We start from the raw sequence: 19,150 nt of genomic DNA, 5'->3' as shown, positions 1-19,150 counted from the left end.
CTCCCAATCTCCCCCTCTCCCCCTCTCCCCCTCATAGCCAGATAATTCTTGAGGGCGATCGCAGCTTAAAAGCTGGCTTAGATCCCACCAGCCATAATTTTTTGCTTCAAGGGAATTTCAATGCAAAACTCCGCTCCCTCTCCCGGTACACCAACAGGGCGAATCAACCCCTGATGTTTCAAAACAATAATCTGGTAACTGATCGAGAGCCCCAAGCCTGTACCCTGACCTACAGGTTTTGTGGTAAAAAAGGGGTCAAACATTCGATCGCCAACTTCTTTACTAAATCCCGGCCCGTTATCGGAAATTAACACTCTGGCGCGATCGTCCGCCGGCAAAAGTTCCGTGCGAATCCGAATCTGACCGCCCTCCTGCTTCTGGCTTTCTAAAGCATCTACCGCATTGCCAAGTAGATTGACAAACACCTGATTGAGCTGTCCTGGATAACATTCTATAAGTGGCAGAGGGCCATATTCTTTAATCACTTCAATTTCCGAGCGGCCATTATTTGCCTTGAGGCGATGTTGCAGTATTAGCAGGGTACTATCGAGCCCTTCGTGAATATCGACAAACTTCATTTCCGCTTCGTCTAGGCGAGAAAAATTACGCAGCGACAGCACGATATTATGAATTCTGTCACCACCCACCCGCATGGAAGAACAAAGCTTAGGCAAGTCTTCATCTAAAAAATCCAATTCAATTTCATCTGCATAAGCTTCAATTTCCGGTGCAGGATCGGGATTGTATTTTTGATAGAGCTTGATCAGTTGCAACAATTCTTGAATGCGATCGCTAGCGTAGTCGAGATTACCGACAATAAAGTTGATGGGATTGTTAATTTCATGAGCTACACCAGCCACAAGTTCACCCAGGCTAGACATTTTAGCACTTTGGATCAGTTGCGCTTGGGTTTGCTGCAATTCTTGGAGAGTTTTTTTGAGTTGTTGAGTTTGAGCCATAGCATTCGCCGCCTGTTCTGCTTCCTGTAATGCCAATCGCAATTGAGCTCGCTGTTTAGTTAATTTATCAGTGAGTTTTTTAGCATCCGCTAAGGCAGTTTTCTGTCCTTGCAACAATAAAAGCAAATCCACTACCCGATCGTGAAGAGCAAAATCGTTAATTGTCAGCCCCAGCGGAGTGAGATCGGCTAAGTCTTCGATCCAAGGAGAACCGAGGAAAAAGATGATTTCTGGATTTTCTGCCGGCACCATCTGCCCTTTAAGTAAGATTTTGCTGTGCAAGTATTCGATCAAAAACATCGAGTCAGACTTTTCTCGAATCACGTCAAATTCTACGGAAATCTTGGGGCGTTCGATCCGAAAATGTTCCTTCAGGGAACTTCCCAAAGATAATTCTGGGCAAATTCGAGCTAAAACATCTCCCAAATGGATAATTTCAGTCTCCCGTCTCCGAAATGCTAAATGAAATGGAAAAGCCTTTGCAAATATCAAAGGAGGAGAACTAAATGCAGGGGGAACCATAATATAGCTTTTCGATAAAAAGATGAGGTACGAGTTTAGAGTTTAGAGTTTAGATTTTATAGCAATTTCATAAAGTAGCGCTAGATATTAGCCCCCCAATCTCCCCGATGCTTTGGGGGGCCAATACTTAATCCATAGCAGATATTTAGAAAAATGGTATTAAATTTAGCAATTATTAATTAATTCATGAAGAGCTCATGTTTGCGATCGAGGCTATAGCTTCAGTTAGATTTGTAGTGGATGGAGAACACGTCGTTATCTGCACCCTGAGTGCGATCGCTTGTTTGCTCAATTTCTACCTCTGTTTGGAATCGGCACGCCAAGCCTTTCAACAGCCCCTTCACCATTGGTGCCAACCCTTGCCGGTGAGAGTAATAGTGAAGTTCCATGCTATTTTCGGAGTTGTCAATACACTGAAACGAAGGCGGTTGAAGCTGAGGAAAATTCAACCCGACGCGGGCGTGGAGATTGTCGAGGTTGGCCAGAAACTCCCGCAGGTTATCTCCCGCCAGATCGAGGATTTGGGCGTAGCCTTCGGAAGCGGTATAGATTACCCAATATTCCCCGAAAGCCTGTAAAATCTCGTCTGGGCTCATTCCTAGCACTTCGCTGGCGGAGTGTACTAGCCGGTGAGTCAGATCGTCTGGATAAGCTTCCATTGTCATGAAAAAGTCAATGTCTACATCTGCTTTTTCTTTGATGGTTTCCCAAGTCTCTTCTCCGAAGCGAGAACAAACCATTTCTTCGATCGCTTTGTTAACTAAACCGTACATACACTGATCCTGCTTATTATAGTTGTGTTTGTTTATACTTGGAATTCAACAGACTGGAATTTTAATATTTGGGACTTTCAAACTAACGATCGCGCTGCAAAGCCACCCTATATTGTATCAAAAAATATATGGAATGTTGCAAAATTCCCTGACAATCGATTGCGACAGCCGAGAATGTCACAAGCCACTAATATAACCTTAAACTCTGATTTGGGGTTTTCCTAAAGTTAGAGACGATCGCTCTTTCCTAATCCTAGCTGCTAAAAAATATTCAAATCCTTAGAACTTGCGTTTAAATGCCTAAATTTTATCTATCTTAAATTGTGGAAATTGAGGAGCGAGGATAGGAGGGGTGTAGATACGGGCTTCCTAGATGAGGGCTAATGTTATTTAACTGTCGATCGCCACACATTCTAATTTAGAATTCAATAGGTTTGGGTTAAGATTGTCATTGCGAAGTACGAAGCAAAATAAGAGTGTCTTTTTTTCAGGGATTTTCCCTGTAGAAATCTCTTATGCCAAGCCCAATACGGTTTACTTGGGATCGAAAACTTAATAACTCAAGCACCTCCTACAGTCCTCTCTCCTGTAAGTTGCGAGACAAAAGGAGGCAGAGCCTCGCCTATCTACGTTACCAGAGCCTGGTAACAAGCAATTATGCCGATCGGCTTAACGATACTTAACTCGATCCAAACTTTTATAGATTTACGATGAGGGGCGAGAGGGTGAGGGGAGGGGACTTTTTACACAAAAACATGACTAATTTTTTTGATAGTCGATAGTTAGAGATTTTAAGGGCGATCGCACTTTGTAGCTCATCTAATTCTCAAAGCTAGATTAAACCCGCAACACAAGCTACCACTCTATATTAAAATTAGCACAAAATCTCGATCGGGTGCTGCAATGAAAGCTAAAAATTTCCCACAATTAGCATTACTATCGCTGGTGTGTGTCGCCTGCGTGCAAAACCCCTTGGCACAAGCACCCGCCGCATCGTCCGCACCCAATACCCCAACTTCTGCGCCAATTCAGACTCCACCCATTTCACCGCCTACTCAAACACCAATAGCAGAAGAACCCGCCGCATCGCCCGCACCCAATACTCCAACTCCTACGCCAATTCAGACTCCACCGATTTCACCGTCTACTCAAACACCAGTAGCACAAAAAACTCAAATTCCCACACCAATTCCGACTCAAACGAGTTTAGAGGTTGCCCAGAAAACTACAAACTCTCTGCCACCTGAACAAACTTACGACCTCCGGGTTATCGATCAACAACTATGGCGACGGCTGACAAAAATTACCTTTGGTGAAGATAGCATTATAGTGACTATGGCGATTACAAATGGTAGCAAGGAAGTTGTAATACTTAATGGTAAAGATGGTATGTATCTCTACGACAACTATTGGCAACGATATAATTTGTTACCTCCCTCCAATAATACCCAAATTATGATTAAACCAGGCACTACGCTCAAAGGGCAGTTTGTATTCGTAGGTTGGTTACAACCGAAAGCACATAATTTGCGGATAGATTCCACTATCAATTATTCGAGTAACTCTATTACCCTATTCGATAATATTCCAATTAACAGGTAATTGAAAAATGACAAAGCTAATTAGACTGATTAATACTACGATAATCTCATCATTGCTTTTCGCGACCTCATCCTCTCAGTTGGCTGCCAGTACATCCGCAAAAGTCGATACTGTTGAATCAGAATCAACAGCAGTTACAACTTTAGAAGTAATACCAATTGCTCCAACTACAGTTAAAGTTGAAATTATTGCTCAAACTACAGTAAAAGTTGAGAATATCACCGCGAATCTAACTGCGACAGAGGAGCAGCTACCAACTCAAATAACAACCGAGACTGTCAAAAAGATTGAAACAGAGTTGAACGCCGAAAAAGTATCTGAAGGCATCAGAATTAATGTACCATAAACTATTTTATTTGATTTTGACAAATATAACGTCCGCGCCCAAGCTAAACCGACTCTCGCCAAGATCAATCTGCTGCTGAGACATTACAAAAATTCCCAAATATTAATCAACGGACACACCGACAACCACGGGGCAGATTCCTATAATCTCGAACTTTCCCAGAAGCGAGCCGCAGCGGTAAAATATTATTTTATCAACGTTTTTAAGGTGCAGAATACCCGAATGCAAACTAAAGGGTACGGCCAAACTAAACCGATTACTCCTAATAATCGTTTAGACGGCTCAGACAACCCGGTGGGGAGGGAGAAAAACCGCCGCGTTGAATTAATTATTAAAACATAGGAATTAGATTTTTTTAACCGCAGATGCACGGAGATTAACGCCGATTGAGAGGGATTTTATAAGGGTTTAATCTGTTGTTAAAATCCCAGATCCATTTTAGCAGATTCCGCCTCAGCAAACACCTGTTCGTCCGGCATTTCTTGCCAGTCAATATCCCCGATTTCCCTGTAGAATTGCTCGTCGTAGGGACGAGTCTGCACGACTACCGGCATCGGTACGGCGTGCCCCAAAACTAATGCTTGCTGTTTCGAGTCTAGTTTCGACAAAACCGATCGCAAACTTTGGCCTCCTGAAACGCCGGTAAAGATAGCATCAATGTCTTTATCGTCGTTTAGCAAAGCCGTAATGCGCGTTCCGACTTGCGACATCACCTCGCCGTCGATACCGGAGGGACGCTGGTCTACAATTAGCAGGGTGACAAAGTATTTTCGCATTTCGCGGGCGATCGTACCGAAAATAGTCGATCGCACGATCGCCGGATCGAGAAAGCGGTGAGCCTCCTCAATGGTAATCACCAAAGGCTGCGGGCGATCGCACGGATTCTTACTCTGCAAAAACTTCTCTGCTTTCTTCACGTAAGATGCGTGAATGCGCCGAGTAATCACATTTGCAGCCAACATATACGACAGCAAATCCGAGTGCGAACCAAACTCAATCACTACATTTTTTCCGCTATCCAAACACTGCAAAACTTCAGTTACATAATTTTTAGGACAGCGTTGGCGAATGTATTTCAAATCGTTCAAACGTTCTAATTTGCGCTGCAAAGCCATAATCGAAGATTTATTTCCCCGCTTCTCTTCACAAAACATTGAAATATCTTCGTTGGTCATTTCCAGCAACTTATTGATCCAACCAGTTCCCAACTCATTACGCAAAATAATTGCATTTTCGATACTAGCTTCCGACAAATTCAACTCCCGCTGCACCAGCGAGATATCTTCCACTTCAATTTGATCGAAACTCAAAAACAACTCTTGAGCATCACGAACTCCCCGACGTTTTGTCGATTCTGGATCTAGCGTATAAATCTGAATTTTATCGGGAAACAACTGCCGCAAACCTTTAACAGTGCTAAATTGTTTTCCTTCGGAAACCGCTTCCCACCCGTACTCCGAGTGCATATCAAAAATTAGATTGACAGCAGCTTGCTTGCGAATAATTCCCGACAAAACCAAGCGCGTCAGAAAAGATTTACCCGTTCCCGACTTTCCAAAAACTCCGTTGCTGCGTTCCACAAATCGGTCTAAATCCAAGCACACAGGAACGTCCATGTCAATCGGTTTGCCGATCGCAAAATTGCGGCGGTACGGGTCATCTTCCCAGCCAAAAACCGCTCTAAAATCGCTTTCTTTAGCATCAAACACCTGGGAAAAGTGGCTGGGAATAGTTTTGACCGGCAGCAGTTCCATATCTGCCCCGCTTTGCGCCTCAAAAGAACCCAAATTGCCTAACGCCGCCGCCTTTTCAGGGAATCCCTTGCTTTTGGGATCGAAGATTGCTTGAGATTTTTCTTTTTCTGCACTCAGCATTAACATCGGCGAAAGCTCGATCGTACCGTAGGTGCTGCTACCTGCGAGCACTGCGATCAAAAAATCGTCGTTGGGGTTAGGAGGGTTGGATAAAATGCGTCCGCTGGATGTTCCCAGAGACACGTCAGTTAGCATACAGAAAAAGTGCGATCGCACCCCCCGCACTACTAAAAATTTCCCCACCCTCATATCTTCCACCGAAACATCAGCGTGCAGTCGCACTTCTAATCCCTTACTGAGGGAACCTTGAATCACAGATCCTAACGGTTTGTCATTAGTCATTAGTTATTAGTTATTAGTTATTGGTTATTGGTTATTAGCTGATGTTATTTGGCGGCATTTTTTGTCTTACAATAATTACTTGTTAAGTGTTACATGATGTTTTTTTTCCGCTTTCTTGAATTTACAGCTATTAGTTGTTAACTGCTAAGGCTAAGGAGCGAAAACTTAATAACTTAAGCACCTCCGACAGTCCTCCCGAAGCCGCGAGATAGAAGGAGGCTCTTCCTCCGCACCTGCATTACCAGGCAGAGCGAAAGTAACGAGCAATACGAGCAATTAAGTTATTAAATTTTCATTCCTAACTAACAACTAACAACTAACAACTAACAACTAATGACTACTGACTACTGACTGCTGACTAATTACCATTCCGATTCTAATGACGGTTCAAAACAACTCGGACTAAGCTCTACATCGGTCAAATCTGTTTCGCTCAAATAAGCGTCGGTCAAAGATACGCCCTTCAAATGTGCCCCTTTCAGGTTAGCACCTTTCAGGTTAGCACCTCTGAGATTAACTCGGAATAAATGAGCGTCGCTCAAGTCTACCTCAGTTAAATCTGCTCCCTCCAAATTTACTCTCATCAAATCTGCTTTTCTGAGGTCTGCTTCGTTTAACTTAGCGCCGCTGAGGTCGGCTTTTGTTAAGTCTACACCTCTCAAGTCTGCCCCGCTCAAATTAGCGAACAGCAAAGTAGCTCCGGTGAAATCTGTCCCCCTCAAATCGGCATCGCTTAAATTAGCGCCGCTGAGGTCGGCCCTTGTTAAGTCTACACCCCGGAGGTCTGCTGAACTCAAGTTTACTTGGTGCAAAATGGCGCTGCTTAAATCGGCTCCTCTTAAATCTGTTCCCTCCAAGTTGGCACCTTTGAGGTAAGCTTTTTTTAAGCTGGCTCTGCTGAGGTCTGTATTTTTGAGATTGACCGAACTTAAGTTAGAATTGCTCAAATTAGCTCCGCTTAAATCCGATCCGTTTAAGTCGGCTCCGGTTAAGTTTACCCCTTGCAGCGATACATTGGGAGCAATTAAATAAGCTCCGCCGAGACGGAGGTCAATTCCTTCTGAAAACAATGTTTGGTTGCTGTAAACAGCTTTTTCTAAAATGGTAGAGATCAAACTGGCTTCCCTCAAATCTGCTCCGCTGAGGTTGGCTCCTGCTAAATTTGCCCGATCGAGCTTTGCTCCAAATAAAATAGCTTTGTATAAGTTTGTCCGCCGCAAATCGGCTCCCTTTAAATCCGCTTCAGTCAAATCTACCATAATCAGATTTAATCCTGGGAGCGACGCATTGGGAGCCAGCAAAAATGCTCCCATTGCGGCTGGATTGATATCGTCAGGAAAAATTGTCCGGTTGTTGTATACGGCTTTGTCTAAAATCGCGCCGGTCATCTGAGCACCGCGCAAATCGGCTCCGCTGAGGTTGGCTCTGGTTAAGTTGGCTTGAAGGAGATTTGCTCCAACTAAATTGGCCTTGATCAAACTTGCGCCTTTGAGGTTGGCTTGATGGAGTTCGGCTCCAACCAGAGTAGCTTCTCGGAGGACAGCACCGGTCAAATCGGCTTTGGTGAGGTTGGCTACATTGAGCAGTGACTCAGTTAAATCCGCCCCACTGAGATTTGCGCCGGTCATATCTGCTTCGATCAGGTCTGCATACCTGAGAATAGCGCCTTTGAGGTTGGTTTCTCGGAGGTCAGTACCTCTAAGGTTGGCTCCTCGGAATTCCGCACCGCTAAGGTTGGTGCCTTTAAGCGCTTGTCCCCGGAGGTCGAGCCGGTGCAGAAAGTCACCAACGTTCATGTCCATCTCAAATTCGCTCTCTTTAAATGCTGAACCTAGCTTGACATTCCCAGGCCTGAATCGGGAATAGCCGAAAAACTATAAATTGTTTGGGGTTGAAGCTTGGCGCAGGCGGACGCGACTTGTGCTAGGGGGAAGGTTTCTCGATCGATCCCTACTTGCAGGGTTTTGAGCGGGTCTCCACCGGAGGAAACCAGGAATTCTAATGTTTGCAAATTGGGATCTTTGCTGATGGATTGGAGAATTTGCCCGATCGCCTTGACATAAGGATGGTTTTGGTCTTTGTACCAGTCCGGGGCTGCGAGTCCGGCTTGATCGAAGCCGAGGTGAACGATCAGAGAGCCTTCTCCAAACAAAGCTACGCCCACCGGCCGCGCTTCTTCTTTCAGCACCAAATCTTGGCTGGCCGCCAATTCCCGCAGTTTTTCCAAGTGTCCGTACCGATTTTGGATGGCAGAATCTTCCTCTTTTCCATCTTCCCTCGAACCTCTTCCTTCTTCCTTCTTCCTTCTTCCTTCTTCCCTCGAACCTCTTCCTTCTTCCTTCGCTTCGTTCCACTGAATCGCCACTGTTACTAAATAAGTTTGCAGCAGCATATGACCGAGTTTTTCGGCTTTTGTTGCCAAATAAATCGAGTTGTAATCTGTGGCTTCTATCAGTAACGGAACGCGATCGGCTACTTCAATGCCGTAACCTTTCAAACCAGCAATTTTGCGCGGGTTGTTGGTAATCAACCGAATTTTTTCCACCCCCAAATCGTTGAGCATTTGCGCTCCAATGCCGTAGTTGCGAAGATCGGCAGGAAAGCCCAACCGCTCGTTAGCTTCTACGGTATCGTATCCCAAATCTTGCAGCGAGTAAGCTTTTAGTTTATTCACCAATCCAATGCCCCTACCTTCTTGGCGCAAGTAAACTACGACACCAGAACCAACATTTTCGATCATTTTCAGCGCCGCTTGTAGCTGCATCCGACAGTCGCAGCGCAGCGAACCCAAAGCATCGCCGGTCAGACATTCCGAATGCACTCGCACCATCACGGGTTTGTCCTTAAATTCTGCGGGGTCGCCCTTGACGATCGCAACGTGTTCTGAATCGTCTTGAGTGTCGCGGTAGGCATAAATCATGAAATTGCCGAATTCTGTGGGCAATTTGGCGACTGTTTCGCGGCGGACAAACCGATCGTACTTGAGTCGGTAGCTAATTAAGTCAGCAATGCTGATGATTTTGAGGTTGTAGGTTTTAGCGTACTCGATTAATTCCGGCAACCTCGCCATCGAACCGTCGGGGTTTTGAATTTCGCAGATGACGCCGCTGGGATAGAGGCCGGCGAGTCTGGCGAGGTCAACCGAGGCCTCGGTGTGGCCGGCGCGTTTGAGAACGCCACCGTCGATCGCCCGCAGCGGGAAAATGTGACCGGGACGGCGCAAGTCTTGAGGTTTAGTGTCCGGGTGAATCGCAACTTGGATGGTGCGGGCGCGGTCTTCGGCGGAGATGCCGGTACTGACGCCATTAACTGCATCGATGCTGACAGTGAAGGCTGTTTGATTGTTGTCGGTGTTTTTGCTGACCATCAGGGGCAGTTCCAGCCGATCGAGCCTGTCGCCGCTCAAGGCCAGACAAATCAAACCCCGGGCGTTCACTGCCATAAAATTGATATTGTCGGGAGTGGCGAATTGGGCGGCACAAATCACGTCGCCTTCGTTTTCGCGATTTTCGTCATCGACTACTACCAGCATCCGGCCTGCTTTCATGTCTGCGAGGGCGCTGTCGATTGAATCAAATTGAAATTGAGTTGAGGTGTTGTTGTAGGACACTGAGAGTTCAAGCTATAAACAGTATTGTTATCGAAATAGAATGTATGTTTGATTGTAACCTTTTGTTTCCGGCGCGGTCGTTGCCGGAGCTAAATTAATTTAGCACCATTTTATCGCTTACATACTATAAACATTGCTATTTGTCAATCAAAAAATGACCTAAGTATTTCATCAGGTCAACTAATATCGCGAAGATTTTAGACAAACCGTACTTGCAAGCTCCTAATTACCTAATTTGCAATACACCTTTTTCGCTCACAAATTATCGAAAATTCTCTGCGTCGATCGGGGTCAATCTGCCTTTAATCGGCGCTTGATATATTAATCGAGGACTTATGCAATACCAATTCACTATCGATTGTGTTGATGCTAAAACCGCAGATAATTGCAGATAAACACAGATAATTTTGAGATTGTTTTTGACTGAATGGAAAAAAACTAATGTTTCCTGACACAACCCTAGCGGTGGGAAGATTTAACGCTATAGCAGTTCGATCGCGTGGTGAGGTATGCCCAATGCCCTGCGCGGGCCAACGCCCAATGCCCTGCGCGGGCCAATGCCCAATCCCGGATAGTACCTCATACCAGAGCACAGAAAGGTTATAAATACAATTGCCGCAGGTCAAGTGTAGTGGGACAATATTGAAATCCGTTCCCATTGTCGCCATCATGAATAACTGGCCCAAGTTTCTTCCCTATCCTGCATCATGGGCAAAAGGGTTTGCCTTAAGCATTGGCTTTTGGCTGATTATTTGGGTGCTGCTGCCTAGATATTATTACTACTACTACAGATTTAACACAGCGTACTGGCGCAGCATCAGCAATTCTGATTTTGAAGGTGCGATCGTCTTTGCTTGGTTGTGTCAGATACCGTTATTTGCTTTCTACCATTGGGGCCTAAGTAAATTTGCTGAGTGGGTGGAAATCCGCCGCCACAGTCACTCGCCGCCGACAGCAACAGTATCCGCTTGGCTGCACTGGAGGGAAGGCATTATTGCATTTGCTACGCTGCCTGCTGCTATTGTTATGGGAATTCCGGCGATCGCCCTTTTCATGGTGCCGATGGGAAATTCTTCGGGCGAGATTGTTGCTTTAATTCTAGGAAGTGCGATCGCATCTACTTATTTGTATCACTTTCGCTTTGCCAAGCTAATCAAAATTTTGGTCAAATTCCTCGGAATTTTATATAGCTATTTGCTAAAGATATTGGAAATTCTGTTTGTGCCAATTCTGACTGGTACTCCGTTTTTTTTACTAACTATTGTCACGGCCGAAATGGTGCCAATAAAGCTACTGCCGCTGACAACTTTTCTGTTAGTTGTTTGCGTATTTTGGAGCGGTATAGTTGGATATGCAGTGTGGCATCATTGGTCGGCGCATTTGCTTAATTGGGCTGCGACATGGTGGCCCGCTGACTCTCCCGGATACAGTCACATTCAAGCTAGAAAAAGTTGGAAACACAATCAAACAGCAGCGAGTCAATCTTTTGTTCGCCATACAACGAGTTGGCATTTAGCTGCTAATGATGCTACCTATCTAATTTATTTCAATCTGATCGCGATCGTATTTGGTGCGATCGGTTATCGGCTGTTTGGAGAACCTTCAGAATGGTTAAAAGCAGAAGAACAGATTTTAGGATATATCGTGGCGCTAGTTTGGGTTGTGCTGTGGCATTTCTGGGGTTCGCGTCGCGAAGTAGACATTGCTAGGGGTCAGCCTTCAGTTAAAACTTCAGCTAAAAGGCGATCGTCCAATACTAATTTATCCGATCCAGATCCAGTTGAAGTCGAACTCAACCAGCTTGCAGCCGAGTTGGGCAATACTCGGATGAGGCCTGTCAGAAAGTCAACTTCACCACCTCAAAAGCGATCGTCACCAACGAAAAAGCCCAAACCAGAACAGGCTCAATGGTACGTATTTCGCAGCGGTAAAGCCGAGGGGCCTTATACGAAAAAGCAATTGCAAGATGTGCAGAAGATTACCGATCGCACCAAAGTACGGCTGGGCGAAGCCGAGTGGCAGCGCGCGGGTGAAATTCCAGAATTAGCAACATATCTCACTCACAAATAAAGCGCTTGACCGATCGGGCGTGCGGACTTGCATAGGCTTTTATTCTGCCCGTTCGATCGTTTGGACTTGGATAGATTTTCATGCTGCGGACTCGCATTCCCCACGCGCGATCCCATCTGAAGAAACACCCTTGATTGCGAGTAATTAACCAAACTTGGATCACAAAAAAACTAATGAGCGATGACCGACGATAATTAATTAGAATTGGAATTTGAGTCATAACCAACAGCGCATTTCCCCTGTTGAGTGGGGTTGGGAGTTGGGTTGATTGCTACTTTAGAAACGGCATCTTTTTCCTGAATCCATCCGATTTCTCCCGCTTGCAGTTTGGCGATTTCTACTGCAACTGTTGGCTTAATGTCCGGCGAAGGCGAGGGACTGGCCGCAGCGGGAGATGGACTGATTGTTGGTTGGGAAACAGTAGAAAAATCTTTATTTGATTTTGGTTTGGGAGAGTTCGACGGCACTATTGCAGGAAGCGAACAAACTTTTAATTCCAGCCAATTGCCTTGAGGCGTAAGCTGTTTGTTTGTCACCTGCAAAACGCTGCCTGCAGCGACTGTTCCTTTGACAGTCAACTCACCGATTGCCGATCGCAAATCCAAGCGATCGCCCGAAGCGCCCAATTCCCCACTACCAGAATTTTTGAGTTCTACAAAGGAGCCTTTTTCTAAATAATTGAGTTCAGAAGATACTGGTTGAACAGTTTTCTCCGGCTCGCTCCGAGCATTAATTAAACCGCGTTTACCGAAAATCGACTCCCCGGCAGTATCGATCGCCCGACCCACCGGAGGAATGAAAAAATAAGCAAATACACCTCCCAAACCTAACAAAAAAACTATTTTTACTAACAGCGAAAATAGACTTTTGCCTCTGTCTGGCGGCTGTATTAACTGCGTTTTTAGTTGAGAATTAGCCTCGATCAGGGCTGTGCTGCCGGTCAAATCGGTTGGCATATCTTCGGTGTCGGGCATTAGTTCGATCGGCACATCTAAAGGTGCGACAGACAATTCTGTCAAAGTATTGCCATTGTCCTTCAAATGTGCTTGACAGTGAATTAAAGCCACGGTGACGTTATCGTGACCGTTTTTGGTATTAGCAATCTCGATCAGTCGATCGCGCGCCTTCGCCACATTAATGCTACCGTCGAGAATTGGCAAAATTTCCGCTTCCCAACATTCCTCAACCCGGTCTTTATCGCTCAAACCGTCGGAGCACAGCAGAAAAACACAATCCTCATCTACTGGAAATCGCTGCACTGTCGGGTGCAGAGTGTTGGAGGAAGTAATGCCCAAAGCTTGAATCAGAGCGCCGGCGGCGACTTGTTCCAAAGCATCGCGGTATAGCGAATAACCCAAACGCACCTCACGACAAGCTACATCGTCATCGAGAGTAACTTGATAGCAGCCGGTGCGGGTAATCCAGTAAGCCCGACTGTCTCCGACGTGGGCGACGTAGACTTCGTGAATGTGAGCTAAACCCATGACTAGGGTAGTTCCCATTCGCTGGCGGCCTTGGCGGTTTTCGCTGTCGTTGCGACTGGCTATCTTGTCGTTAGCGGCACAGGCGGCCCGTTCGAGCTTGGAAGTCAGGCTCAGCGGGTCCCAATTAGCTTGATGCAGGGGAAGAAGCTGCAATTTTTCCTGAAGTACAGCAATCGCCAATTCCGAAGCGACTTCGCCGCCGTCTTGTCCGCCGATACCGTCGCAGACGATCGCGCAAGCCGACGCGCCGGGGAGTCCGGCAAATACCGTACCATCGGGCGGATAGCAAGCATCTTCGTTATGAGCTCGGGCTCGGCCTACATCTGTGCCCGTAGCAATCTCAATGTGACGATCGTAAAATCGGCCGGATTTTGCCAGAGCTTTATCCAACTGGCCCATGAGTTGTTCGCCTTGGCGCACTTGACCGGCGACCATTTGCTGGCAAAGTTGCCTCAAAAAATTGGCAATCGTGGGGTGAGCATCATCGATCCACTGCTGCCACAATTTGCCCAACTGCGACAAATTCGGCGGTTTGCGATCGGGCTGCAATTCCAGAAACCTGACTAACTGGCCCGACACCAGCAACAGTTCGGGAGTCAGCAGGGTGGAAGCCACGCCCTGAGCCATACAAGGCTGCCACAACTTGGCAATTTGCCACAGCCAATTGAGCTGTCGCATGGCGGAGGCTCCTTTCCAGGAGTCTGCCAATTCCGGCATTAAAGATTCCGTCACCTTCACAATAGGCGCGTTTTCCAGCAGCCAGATATCTCCTGAGAGTTTGCTCGTCTGGGACGATATCAGCCCGTATACTTGAGGTACGTGCAACTGATAGGCAAACAATCTCAAATAAGGAACGATCGCGCTCGGAATCTCTTCGGGCAGTTCCGGCAACTGTTCGGGTTGAGTATCGACAAGAAGCCGATCGCGCTTGACCAAATAGCGACCTCCGATTAGATCGCCTGGTTTACACGCTTTGATCCCTTCACCTACAGCCCACAGGTAGTGTTTTGGCATAGAGTTTTGCATAAGGGTTCCTGACGCCTTTGGGCCGTGCCGATCTGAACTATTTTAGCCCTTGAATCTCGACAGGTTGATATGTGGCGATTATATGACACTCCCGTTTTTTGTGCAGAGGGAGATTCTTAAGACTTTGCAGTCCTAATATCTTGGTTTTTTTGGTTCCCAAGCTCATCACTTTTGCACTTTTGTGTGCGCGGCGATATTTTCTGAAAATTTTTTAGTCTTGACTTTCGCTTTGTACTCAAACTAACACTCTACCATTTTGTTGACCCCCGGATGAATCTGGCGATCGGCTTTCAGGAATCGACGCTGGCGCGACGCCAGCCCAAGTCAGGATATTGCTGAGACTGACAGCCGACGAAGCAATCGCAGCCCTCAAGCTAATTGAGATTTTAGACGAACTCTGATGCTAGGATGCAGATATAGCCTTTCGAGCTTTCAGATGAGGTACTATGCGGCATTGGGCATCTTGCCCGAAGAGCGAAGTCGAAGGGTGGGCATAGGCCAAACCGGCCATAGGGCATTGGGCATACCTCACTACGCGATCGAACCGCTATACGTAGAAATATCCTGACCTTTTAGGTATAAATAAACATCTATTCTCGGTTTGGTCGATCGGGCGATCGGTGCTTTGTAGCCGAGCGCGGGCAAGTCAAGTTAAATTTCACCTGAGCCTAAGACGCATACAATTCCGCCCAGATTCATCCGTGGAATCAGTTTCCAAGCGAAAATCTAAAATCTAAAATCAACTGACCGACAATCAGTAAGCTGTTAAATTTTTAACCATGCCCCTACATGAGTCCAGCGCCTTTGGCGATAATTTACGCGATCCGAAGCTGCTACCTCCTGTTGAGGTAGACGAAATGCTGACTAGGATTCAGCATTCTCACGGTTTTTATTACAAAGTGATGAATCTTGAAGTTTGGGCGCTGGTGGAAACCTTGGATCAGATGTTTCCCGGCGCTTGGGGTCAGTTTATGACTAACCGCCAACTTGCAGTAAAGCAGTTTTTGGCTCGCGATCCCAATTGTGCGATCGATCCGAATGACAGTGGGAAAGACGCAGAAACCAAGGGAACTGAAGAATAAGGATCGGGGAAATTCGGCGTAATCGCAGCAGTGCGGGAATGGAATTGTCAAGAATTTAACGGCTCAATATTGAGGTTTGAGGGGAGAAAGAAGAGGAAATAGGGATGATTTTTCCCATCAGACTCTCTCCCACTCTTCCCTCTCCCCCAATCCCTATCGCACCCTTTCCCCCTCTCCGACTTTCGCCTTAGAGGTGAATTTTGGCATCAACTCGGGGAAGTCCCATGCTGTAATTGACAGCGCGGGTGTTGAGGTTGTAGCTGATTTGGCCTTTTTGCAAGAACGATCGCACCAAATGCTCCAATTCCGAACCAATCCGGCGGAGGTTGTACTCTGTCAAGTCTTCGCCCTCGTAGGAGTCTACGAGTTGGTCGAATTTGGCATATACCTGTTTGACTGACTCGTCATTCCAGTTGAGTTCGTTGTCCGGGTCAATGTCGATCGTCAAAAGGTCATTGCTGGGTACGAGTTCGTTGTCTTCGAGGATGGCGGTATAAATGCGAATATGGCGGGTTGTGGACTTGAGCTGCATGAGTTCTTATGTGTAAAGATTTTTTCCTGAACTTATTGTAATGGCTAGGAGAGACGCGGGGAACTGGGGAAGAGGAAGAGTAAACTGCGAAGAGGCGTAGGGCGCGAAGCAAGACAGGGAAAAAGGGGCTAGCGGGCGATCGTCAATTTCTCGGAATCCCGAAATCTTTGAGTTGTTGCGCCGTCCAATTCTTGTAATATTCAGTTTTCTCTAAAGCATCAGAAGCCGGCTTCAGCTTAGAATTTACTTGCACAGTGAAGCCGGGATACGGCATCCTCCTAGTATAAAGCCCGTCAATATTAAAATTTTCTTCGGGATGAGTGTGAAAAGCCAGCAATCCCAACTCAGAAATCTGAGTGTTTAATTTGTCCATCAACTCTTGAGTTTGTGGCGCACTAATCGCAGTTTTATCGGGATTAATCACTAACATTATTTCAAATTCGGAATTAGCAAATTCATGAATCGATTTCATGATAGTAGAATCTGTCTCAAACTGAGTCAGCGCTGAAAACCGCTCGATTTTGAATAAAATTTGATTGGCCAACCGTGCTTTTTTAGTGAAGGGACAAATTGGTAAATCGCTGAAAACTGGATGCGGCAACTCGACAAACTCGGTCATCCATCTGAGGGTAGATTCTATAATTTCCGTGTCAGATTCACTCATCTCAAATCTATAATATTGGACATTTAACCCTAATTATACTCAAACTCACAGCCTTTAAATTTAGTACCCGCTGGGCCAGAAACCGGGTTTTTTCGAGATATTGCGTTTGGGCGCGCCGATGCGGGAAAAAACCCGGTTTCTCGGAGTCACAGCCCTTAATTCCAGTACGCGCCGGGCCAGAAACCGGGTTTTTTGCGACAATATTTGGTTTCCTTGCGCGATCGATAAAAAACCCGGTTTCTCCGAGTCACAGCGCTTAAATCCAGAAATATAAGGACTGAAGTCCTTAGTACAAAAATCGCACTTTCATTTATTCGTGAATTGTCCCGTCTGGCATAATTGCACCTGCGAGTGTTGCACGATCCATATTTGCTCCAACCAAATTGGCATCTTTCAGGTTAGCTTTTTCTAGGTTTGCATAACTCAAATTTGCTCCGCACAGGTTTGCTGAAGCGAGATTTGCTGCACTCAAGTTGGCGAAGCTCAGGTTAACTCCAGAGAGGTTGAACCCGCTAAAGTTTTGACCACTCAGATTAACACTCTCAAAGTTTACTCCAACCAAATTTACCCCTGTTAGGTTGGCACCATCCAAGTTTGCTCCCCGCAAATAAGCCCCAGTCAAAATTGCCCCACTCAAGTTAATTCCCGTGAGGTTAGCTTGACTTAAGTTTGTCCCTGTTAAGCTTACCCCACTTAGATTCATGTTGCTCAGGTTGACTCCGGCAAGATTGACCCCTATCAAACTTACCCCATTTAAGTTAACGCCGCTGAGGTTTGCATAACTTAGGTTGACTTTAGTTACCTTCGCTTGACTTAGGTCTGCTCCTGTCAGGTTAACATTATGCAGACTTGCCTGAGTTAAGTTAGCTCTACTTAGGTTTGCTGTAGTCAGGTTTGCACTATCTAACTTTGCTTCACTTAAGTTGGCTTGGCTCAAATTTCCCTGAATTAGTCTGGCACAATACAAGGTTGCCTGGGTTAAGTTTGCCCCACTCAAGTTAACTTCAATCAAATCAGCAGTGTGCAAGTTTGTTGAGTTCAAATTTGCCTCTTGCAAGTTAGCTCCAATCAAATTTATCCCTGTTAAGTTGGCATTTGCTAGATTGGCACTGCTCAGGTTTGCTTGACTTAGGCTGACATTAGAGTCGAGAGTTTTGCCACTTAGATTTACTCCCGCTAGGTTAATCCCTGTAAAGTCGCGTTCTCCTTCTTCATACCGTTTCCAAAATTCCTCAGAAGTAATAGCTGGTTCCAGATTTTCTAGTGCAGAATCATCAATTTTTGCCTCTTCCTCGGATTCCAAAGTATCCGCATTAACCGCAATAGCAGCCGGCTGTTCTACCGCTTCGCTAGATGCTGGAATTGGTGTCTCCTCGATCGCCTCTTCGCGCAATAACCGATCCACCCGATCGCTAAACTGCCTCAAAACCTCAGCATCGTCAACCTTTTCACCAGCATTCGAGCTTTTATCAACCGCATTCTCAACATAATACTTGTCCACAAAACTTTGCAACCCAGCATTATATCCCTGTCCTACCGCCTGAAACCTCCATTCGCCATTCTTTCTGTACAAACGTCCAAATTCCAAAGCCGTTTCTTGAGAAAAGATCTGATTTAAATTGTACCGAACCAATTCATTTCCAGTTTCGGAATTGTAAAGCCGGATAAAAGCATTTGTAACTTGACTAAAACTTTGATTTTTTTCCTGTCCCTCGTGAAGAGTCACAACAAATACAATTTCCTGAATCGCCGAATTGATTTTACTCAAATCCAGATAAACCGTCTCATCATCTCCCTCAACTTGTCCATTCCTGCTGTCTCCCGAATGTCGCGCCGCACCGTCCGGCGAGGTCAGATTGTTGTAAAATACAAAATACTTTTCATCGGGAATCCGACCGTCAGCGCCTAACATAAACACAGATGCGTCAATGTCGCAGTTTTGTGCTGTCTGGCTGACTTGCCACCCCAGGGCGATCGCAACTTTCTTGAAATCAGGAGCTTCTTTAGAAAGATTAAATCTGTCACCCTTTGTTAATTCAATAGTCATGTTCGATAATTACCTGATATTTTAAATTAGCGCTTTCCACATTTTAAGGGATTAGTTAAAGCAATAGACTTATTAAGAAGATATATAGCCTTTCAAGCGAAAGATGAGGTACTATCTGGGATTGGGCATGGGGCATGGGCCAAACAGGGCAGTGGGCCAAACAGGGCAGTGGGGCATTGGGCATTGGGCATTGGGCATTCGGCTATCCTCGCTTTTTTGATAACCGCTATATTTCGACGCTCGCTCAAAAATCTTCTCCCCCTCCCCCTCTCTCCCC

General features: G+C 45.9%; 14 protein-coding genes. 5 read left to right on the top strand and 9 right to left on the bottom strand.

Features of this window, described 5'->3' with window-relative positions; genetic code table 11:
- Positions 1-77: 77 nt before the first annotated feature.
- Positions 78-1,481, bottom strand: a complete 1,404-nt coding sequence (locus AACV78_RS06000; protein ID WP_194011892.1) for a sensor histidine kinase — start codon at positions 1,479-1,481, stop codon at positions 78-80.
- A 221-nt stretch (positions 1,482-1,702) separates the two neighbouring features.
- Positions 1,703-2,254: a heme NO-binding domain-containing protein gene (locus AACV78_RS05995; RefSeq protein ID WP_194011893.1), complete on the bottom strand. Its 552-nt coding sequence runs from the start codon at positions 2,252-2,254 to the stop codon at positions 1,703-1,705.
- A 903-nt stretch (positions 2,255-3,157) separates the two neighbouring features.
- On the opposite strand from AACV78_RS05995, the gene AACV78_RS05990 reads away from it, so the two are divergent.
- From AACV78_RS05990 to AACV78_RS05980, 3 genes are read left to right on the top strand one after another with little or no spacing between them, the layout of a single operon-like run.
- Positions 3,158-3,856: a hypothetical protein gene (locus AACV78_RS05990; RefSeq protein WP_194011894.1), complete on the top strand. Its 699-nt coding sequence runs from the start codon at positions 3,158-3,160 to the stop codon at positions 3,854-3,856.
- A 7-nt stretch (positions 3,857-3,863) separates the two neighbouring features.
- Complete coding sequence (locus AACV78_RS05985; RefSeq protein ID WP_194011895.1) at positions 3,864-4,202, top strand: hypothetical protein; 339 nt, start codon at positions 3,864-3,866, stop codon at positions 4,200-4,202.
- A 3-nt stretch (positions 4,203-4,205) separates the two neighbouring features.
- Positions 4,206-4,544, top strand: coding sequence for an OmpA family protein (locus AACV78_RS05980; protein ID WP_194011905.1), 339 nt, complete (start codon positions 4,206-4,208; stop codon positions 4,542-4,544).
- Positions 4,545-4,621: 77 nt separating this feature from the next.
- On the opposite strand, the gene AACV78_RS05975 is transcribed toward AACV78_RS05980, so the two are convergent.
- The 3 genes from AACV78_RS05975 to ribBA all read right to left on the bottom strand — a co-directional run bounded on the left by AACV78_RS05975 (position 4,622) and on the right by ribBA (position 9,905).
- A complete protein-coding gene (locus tag AACV78_RS05975) occupies positions 4,622-6,358 on the bottom strand; it encodes a helicase HerA domain-containing protein (RefSeq protein WP_194011896.1) in 1,737 nt (578 codons plus the stop codon).
- A gap of 362 nt (positions 6,359-6,720) precedes the next feature.
- The gene (locus tag AACV78_RS05970; RefSeq protein WP_194011897.1) at positions 6,721-8,160 is read right to left on the bottom strand and encodes a pentapeptide repeat-containing protein; all 1,440 of its coding nucleotides are present in this window, start codon (positions 8,158-8,160) and stop codon (positions 6,721-6,723) included.
- Between the two features lie 29 nt (positions 8,161-8,189).
- Positions 8,190-9,905, bottom strand: a complete 1,716-nt coding sequence (gene ribBA / locus AACV78_RS05965) for a bifunctional 3,4-dihydroxy-2-butanone-4-phosphate synthase/GTP cyclohydrolase II (protein WP_228042624.1) — start codon at positions 9,903-9,905, stop codon at positions 8,190-8,192.
- A 705-nt stretch (positions 9,906-10,610) separates the two neighbouring features.
- Between ribBA and AACV78_RS05960 the strand changes: the two genes are divergently transcribed.
- Positions 10,611-12,038, top strand: coding sequence for a DUF4339 domain-containing protein (locus AACV78_RS05960; protein ID WP_194011899.1), 1,428 nt, complete (start codon positions 10,611-10,613; stop codon positions 12,036-12,038).
- A gap of 194 nt (positions 12,039-12,232) precedes the next feature.
- Here the strand turns inward: AACV78_RS05960 and AACV78_RS05955 are convergent, their stop codons facing one another.
- Positions 12,233-14,536 carry a PP2C family protein-serine/threonine phosphatase gene (locus AACV78_RS05955; RefSeq protein WP_228042623.1) on the bottom strand — a complete coding sequence of 768 codons (2,304 nt, stop codon included), beginning with the start codon at positions 14,534-14,536 and terminating at the stop codon, positions 12,233-12,235.
- 791 nt (positions 14,537-15,327) lie between these two features.
- On the opposite strand from AACV78_RS05955, the gene AACV78_RS05950 reads away from it, so the two are divergent.
- Entirely contained in the window at positions 15,328-15,630 is a 303-nt protein-coding gene (locus AACV78_RS05950) for a hypothetical protein (protein ID WP_194011901.1), read from the top strand.
- A gap of 187 nt (positions 15,631-15,817) precedes the next feature.
- Here the strand turns inward: AACV78_RS05950 and AACV78_RS05945 are convergent, their stop codons facing one another.
- The 3 genes from AACV78_RS05945 to AACV78_RS05935 all read right to left on the bottom strand — a co-directional run bounded on the left by AACV78_RS05945 (position 15,818) and on the right by AACV78_RS05935 (position 18,873).
- Positions 15,818-16,162: an NAD(P)H-quinone oxidoreductase subunit M gene (locus AACV78_RS05945; RefSeq protein ID WP_194011902.1), complete on the bottom strand. Its 345-nt coding sequence runs from the start codon at positions 16,160-16,162 to the stop codon at positions 15,818-15,820.
- A gap of 142 nt (positions 16,163-16,304) precedes the next feature.
- Positions 16,305-16,826 carry a hypothetical protein gene (locus AACV78_RS05940; protein ID WP_194011903.1) on the bottom strand — a complete coding sequence of 174 codons (522 nt, stop codon included), beginning with the start codon at positions 16,824-16,826 and terminating at the stop codon, positions 16,305-16,307.
- 310 nt (positions 16,827-17,136) lie between these two features.
- Positions 17,137-18,873 carry a pentapeptide repeat-containing protein gene (locus AACV78_RS05935; RefSeq protein ID WP_194011904.1) on the bottom strand — a complete coding sequence of 579 codons (1,737 nt, stop codon included), beginning with the start codon at positions 18,871-18,873 and terminating at the stop codon, positions 17,137-17,139.
- Positions 18,874-19,150: the final 277 nt, after the last annotated feature.

The sequence above is a fragment of the Tychonema sp. LEGE 07196 genome, from assembly GCF_963890365.1.
In the GTDB taxonomy this organism is placed as follows: Bacteria; Cyanobacteriota; Cyanobacteriia; order Cyanobacteriales; family Microcoleaceae; genus Microcoleus.
Note: the sequence above shows the minus strand (reverse complement) of the source record. Positions and strands in the feature narration are given on the sequence as shown.

Coding starts and splice junctions, on each gene's coding strand:
- AACV78_RS06000 (WP_194011892.1), bottom strand. CDS start 1,481: ATGGTTCCCCCTGCATTTAGTTCTCCTCCTTTGATATTTGCAAAGGCT.
- AACV78_RS05940 (WP_194011903.1), bottom strand. CDS start 16,826: ATGAGTGAATCTGACACGGAAATTATAGAATCTACCCTCAGATGGATG.
- AACV78_RS05995 (WP_194011893.1), bottom strand. CDS start 2,254: ATGTACGGTTTAGTTAACAAAGCGATCGAAGAAATGGTTTGTTCTCGC.
- AACV78_RS05945 (WP_194011902.1), bottom strand. CDS start 16,162: ATGCAGCTCAAGTCCACAACCCGCCATATTCGCATTTATACCGCCATC.
- AACV78_RS05975 (WP_194011896.1), bottom strand. CDS start 6,358: ATGACTAATGACAAACCGTTAGGATCTGTGATTCAAGGTTCCCTCAGT.
- AACV78_RS05970 (WP_194011897.1), bottom strand. CDS start 8,160: ATGGACATGAACGTTGGTGACTTTCTGCACCGGCTCGACCTCCGGGGA.
- AACV78_RS05985 (WP_194011895.1), top strand. CDS start 3,864: ATGACAAAGCTAATTAGACTGATTAATACTACGATAATCTCATCATTG.
- AACV78_RS05990 (WP_194011894.1), top strand. CDS start 3,158: ATGAAAGCTAAAAATTTCCCACAATTAGCATTACTATCGCTGGTGTGT.
- ribBA (WP_228042624.1), bottom strand. CDS start 9,905: ATGAAAGCAGGCCGGATGCTGGTAGTAGTCGATGACGAAAATCGCGAA.
- AACV78_RS05935 (WP_194011904.1), bottom strand. CDS start 18,873: ATGACTATTGAATTAACAAAGGGTGACAGATTTAATCTTTCTAAAGAA.
- AACV78_RS05955 (WP_228042623.1), bottom strand. CDS start 14,536: ATGCCAAAACACTACCTGTGGGCTGTAGGTGAAGGGATCAAAGCGTGT.
- AACV78_RS05950 (WP_194011901.1), top strand. CDS start 15,328: ATGCCCCTACATGAGTCCAGCGCCTTTGGCGATAATTTACGCGATCCG.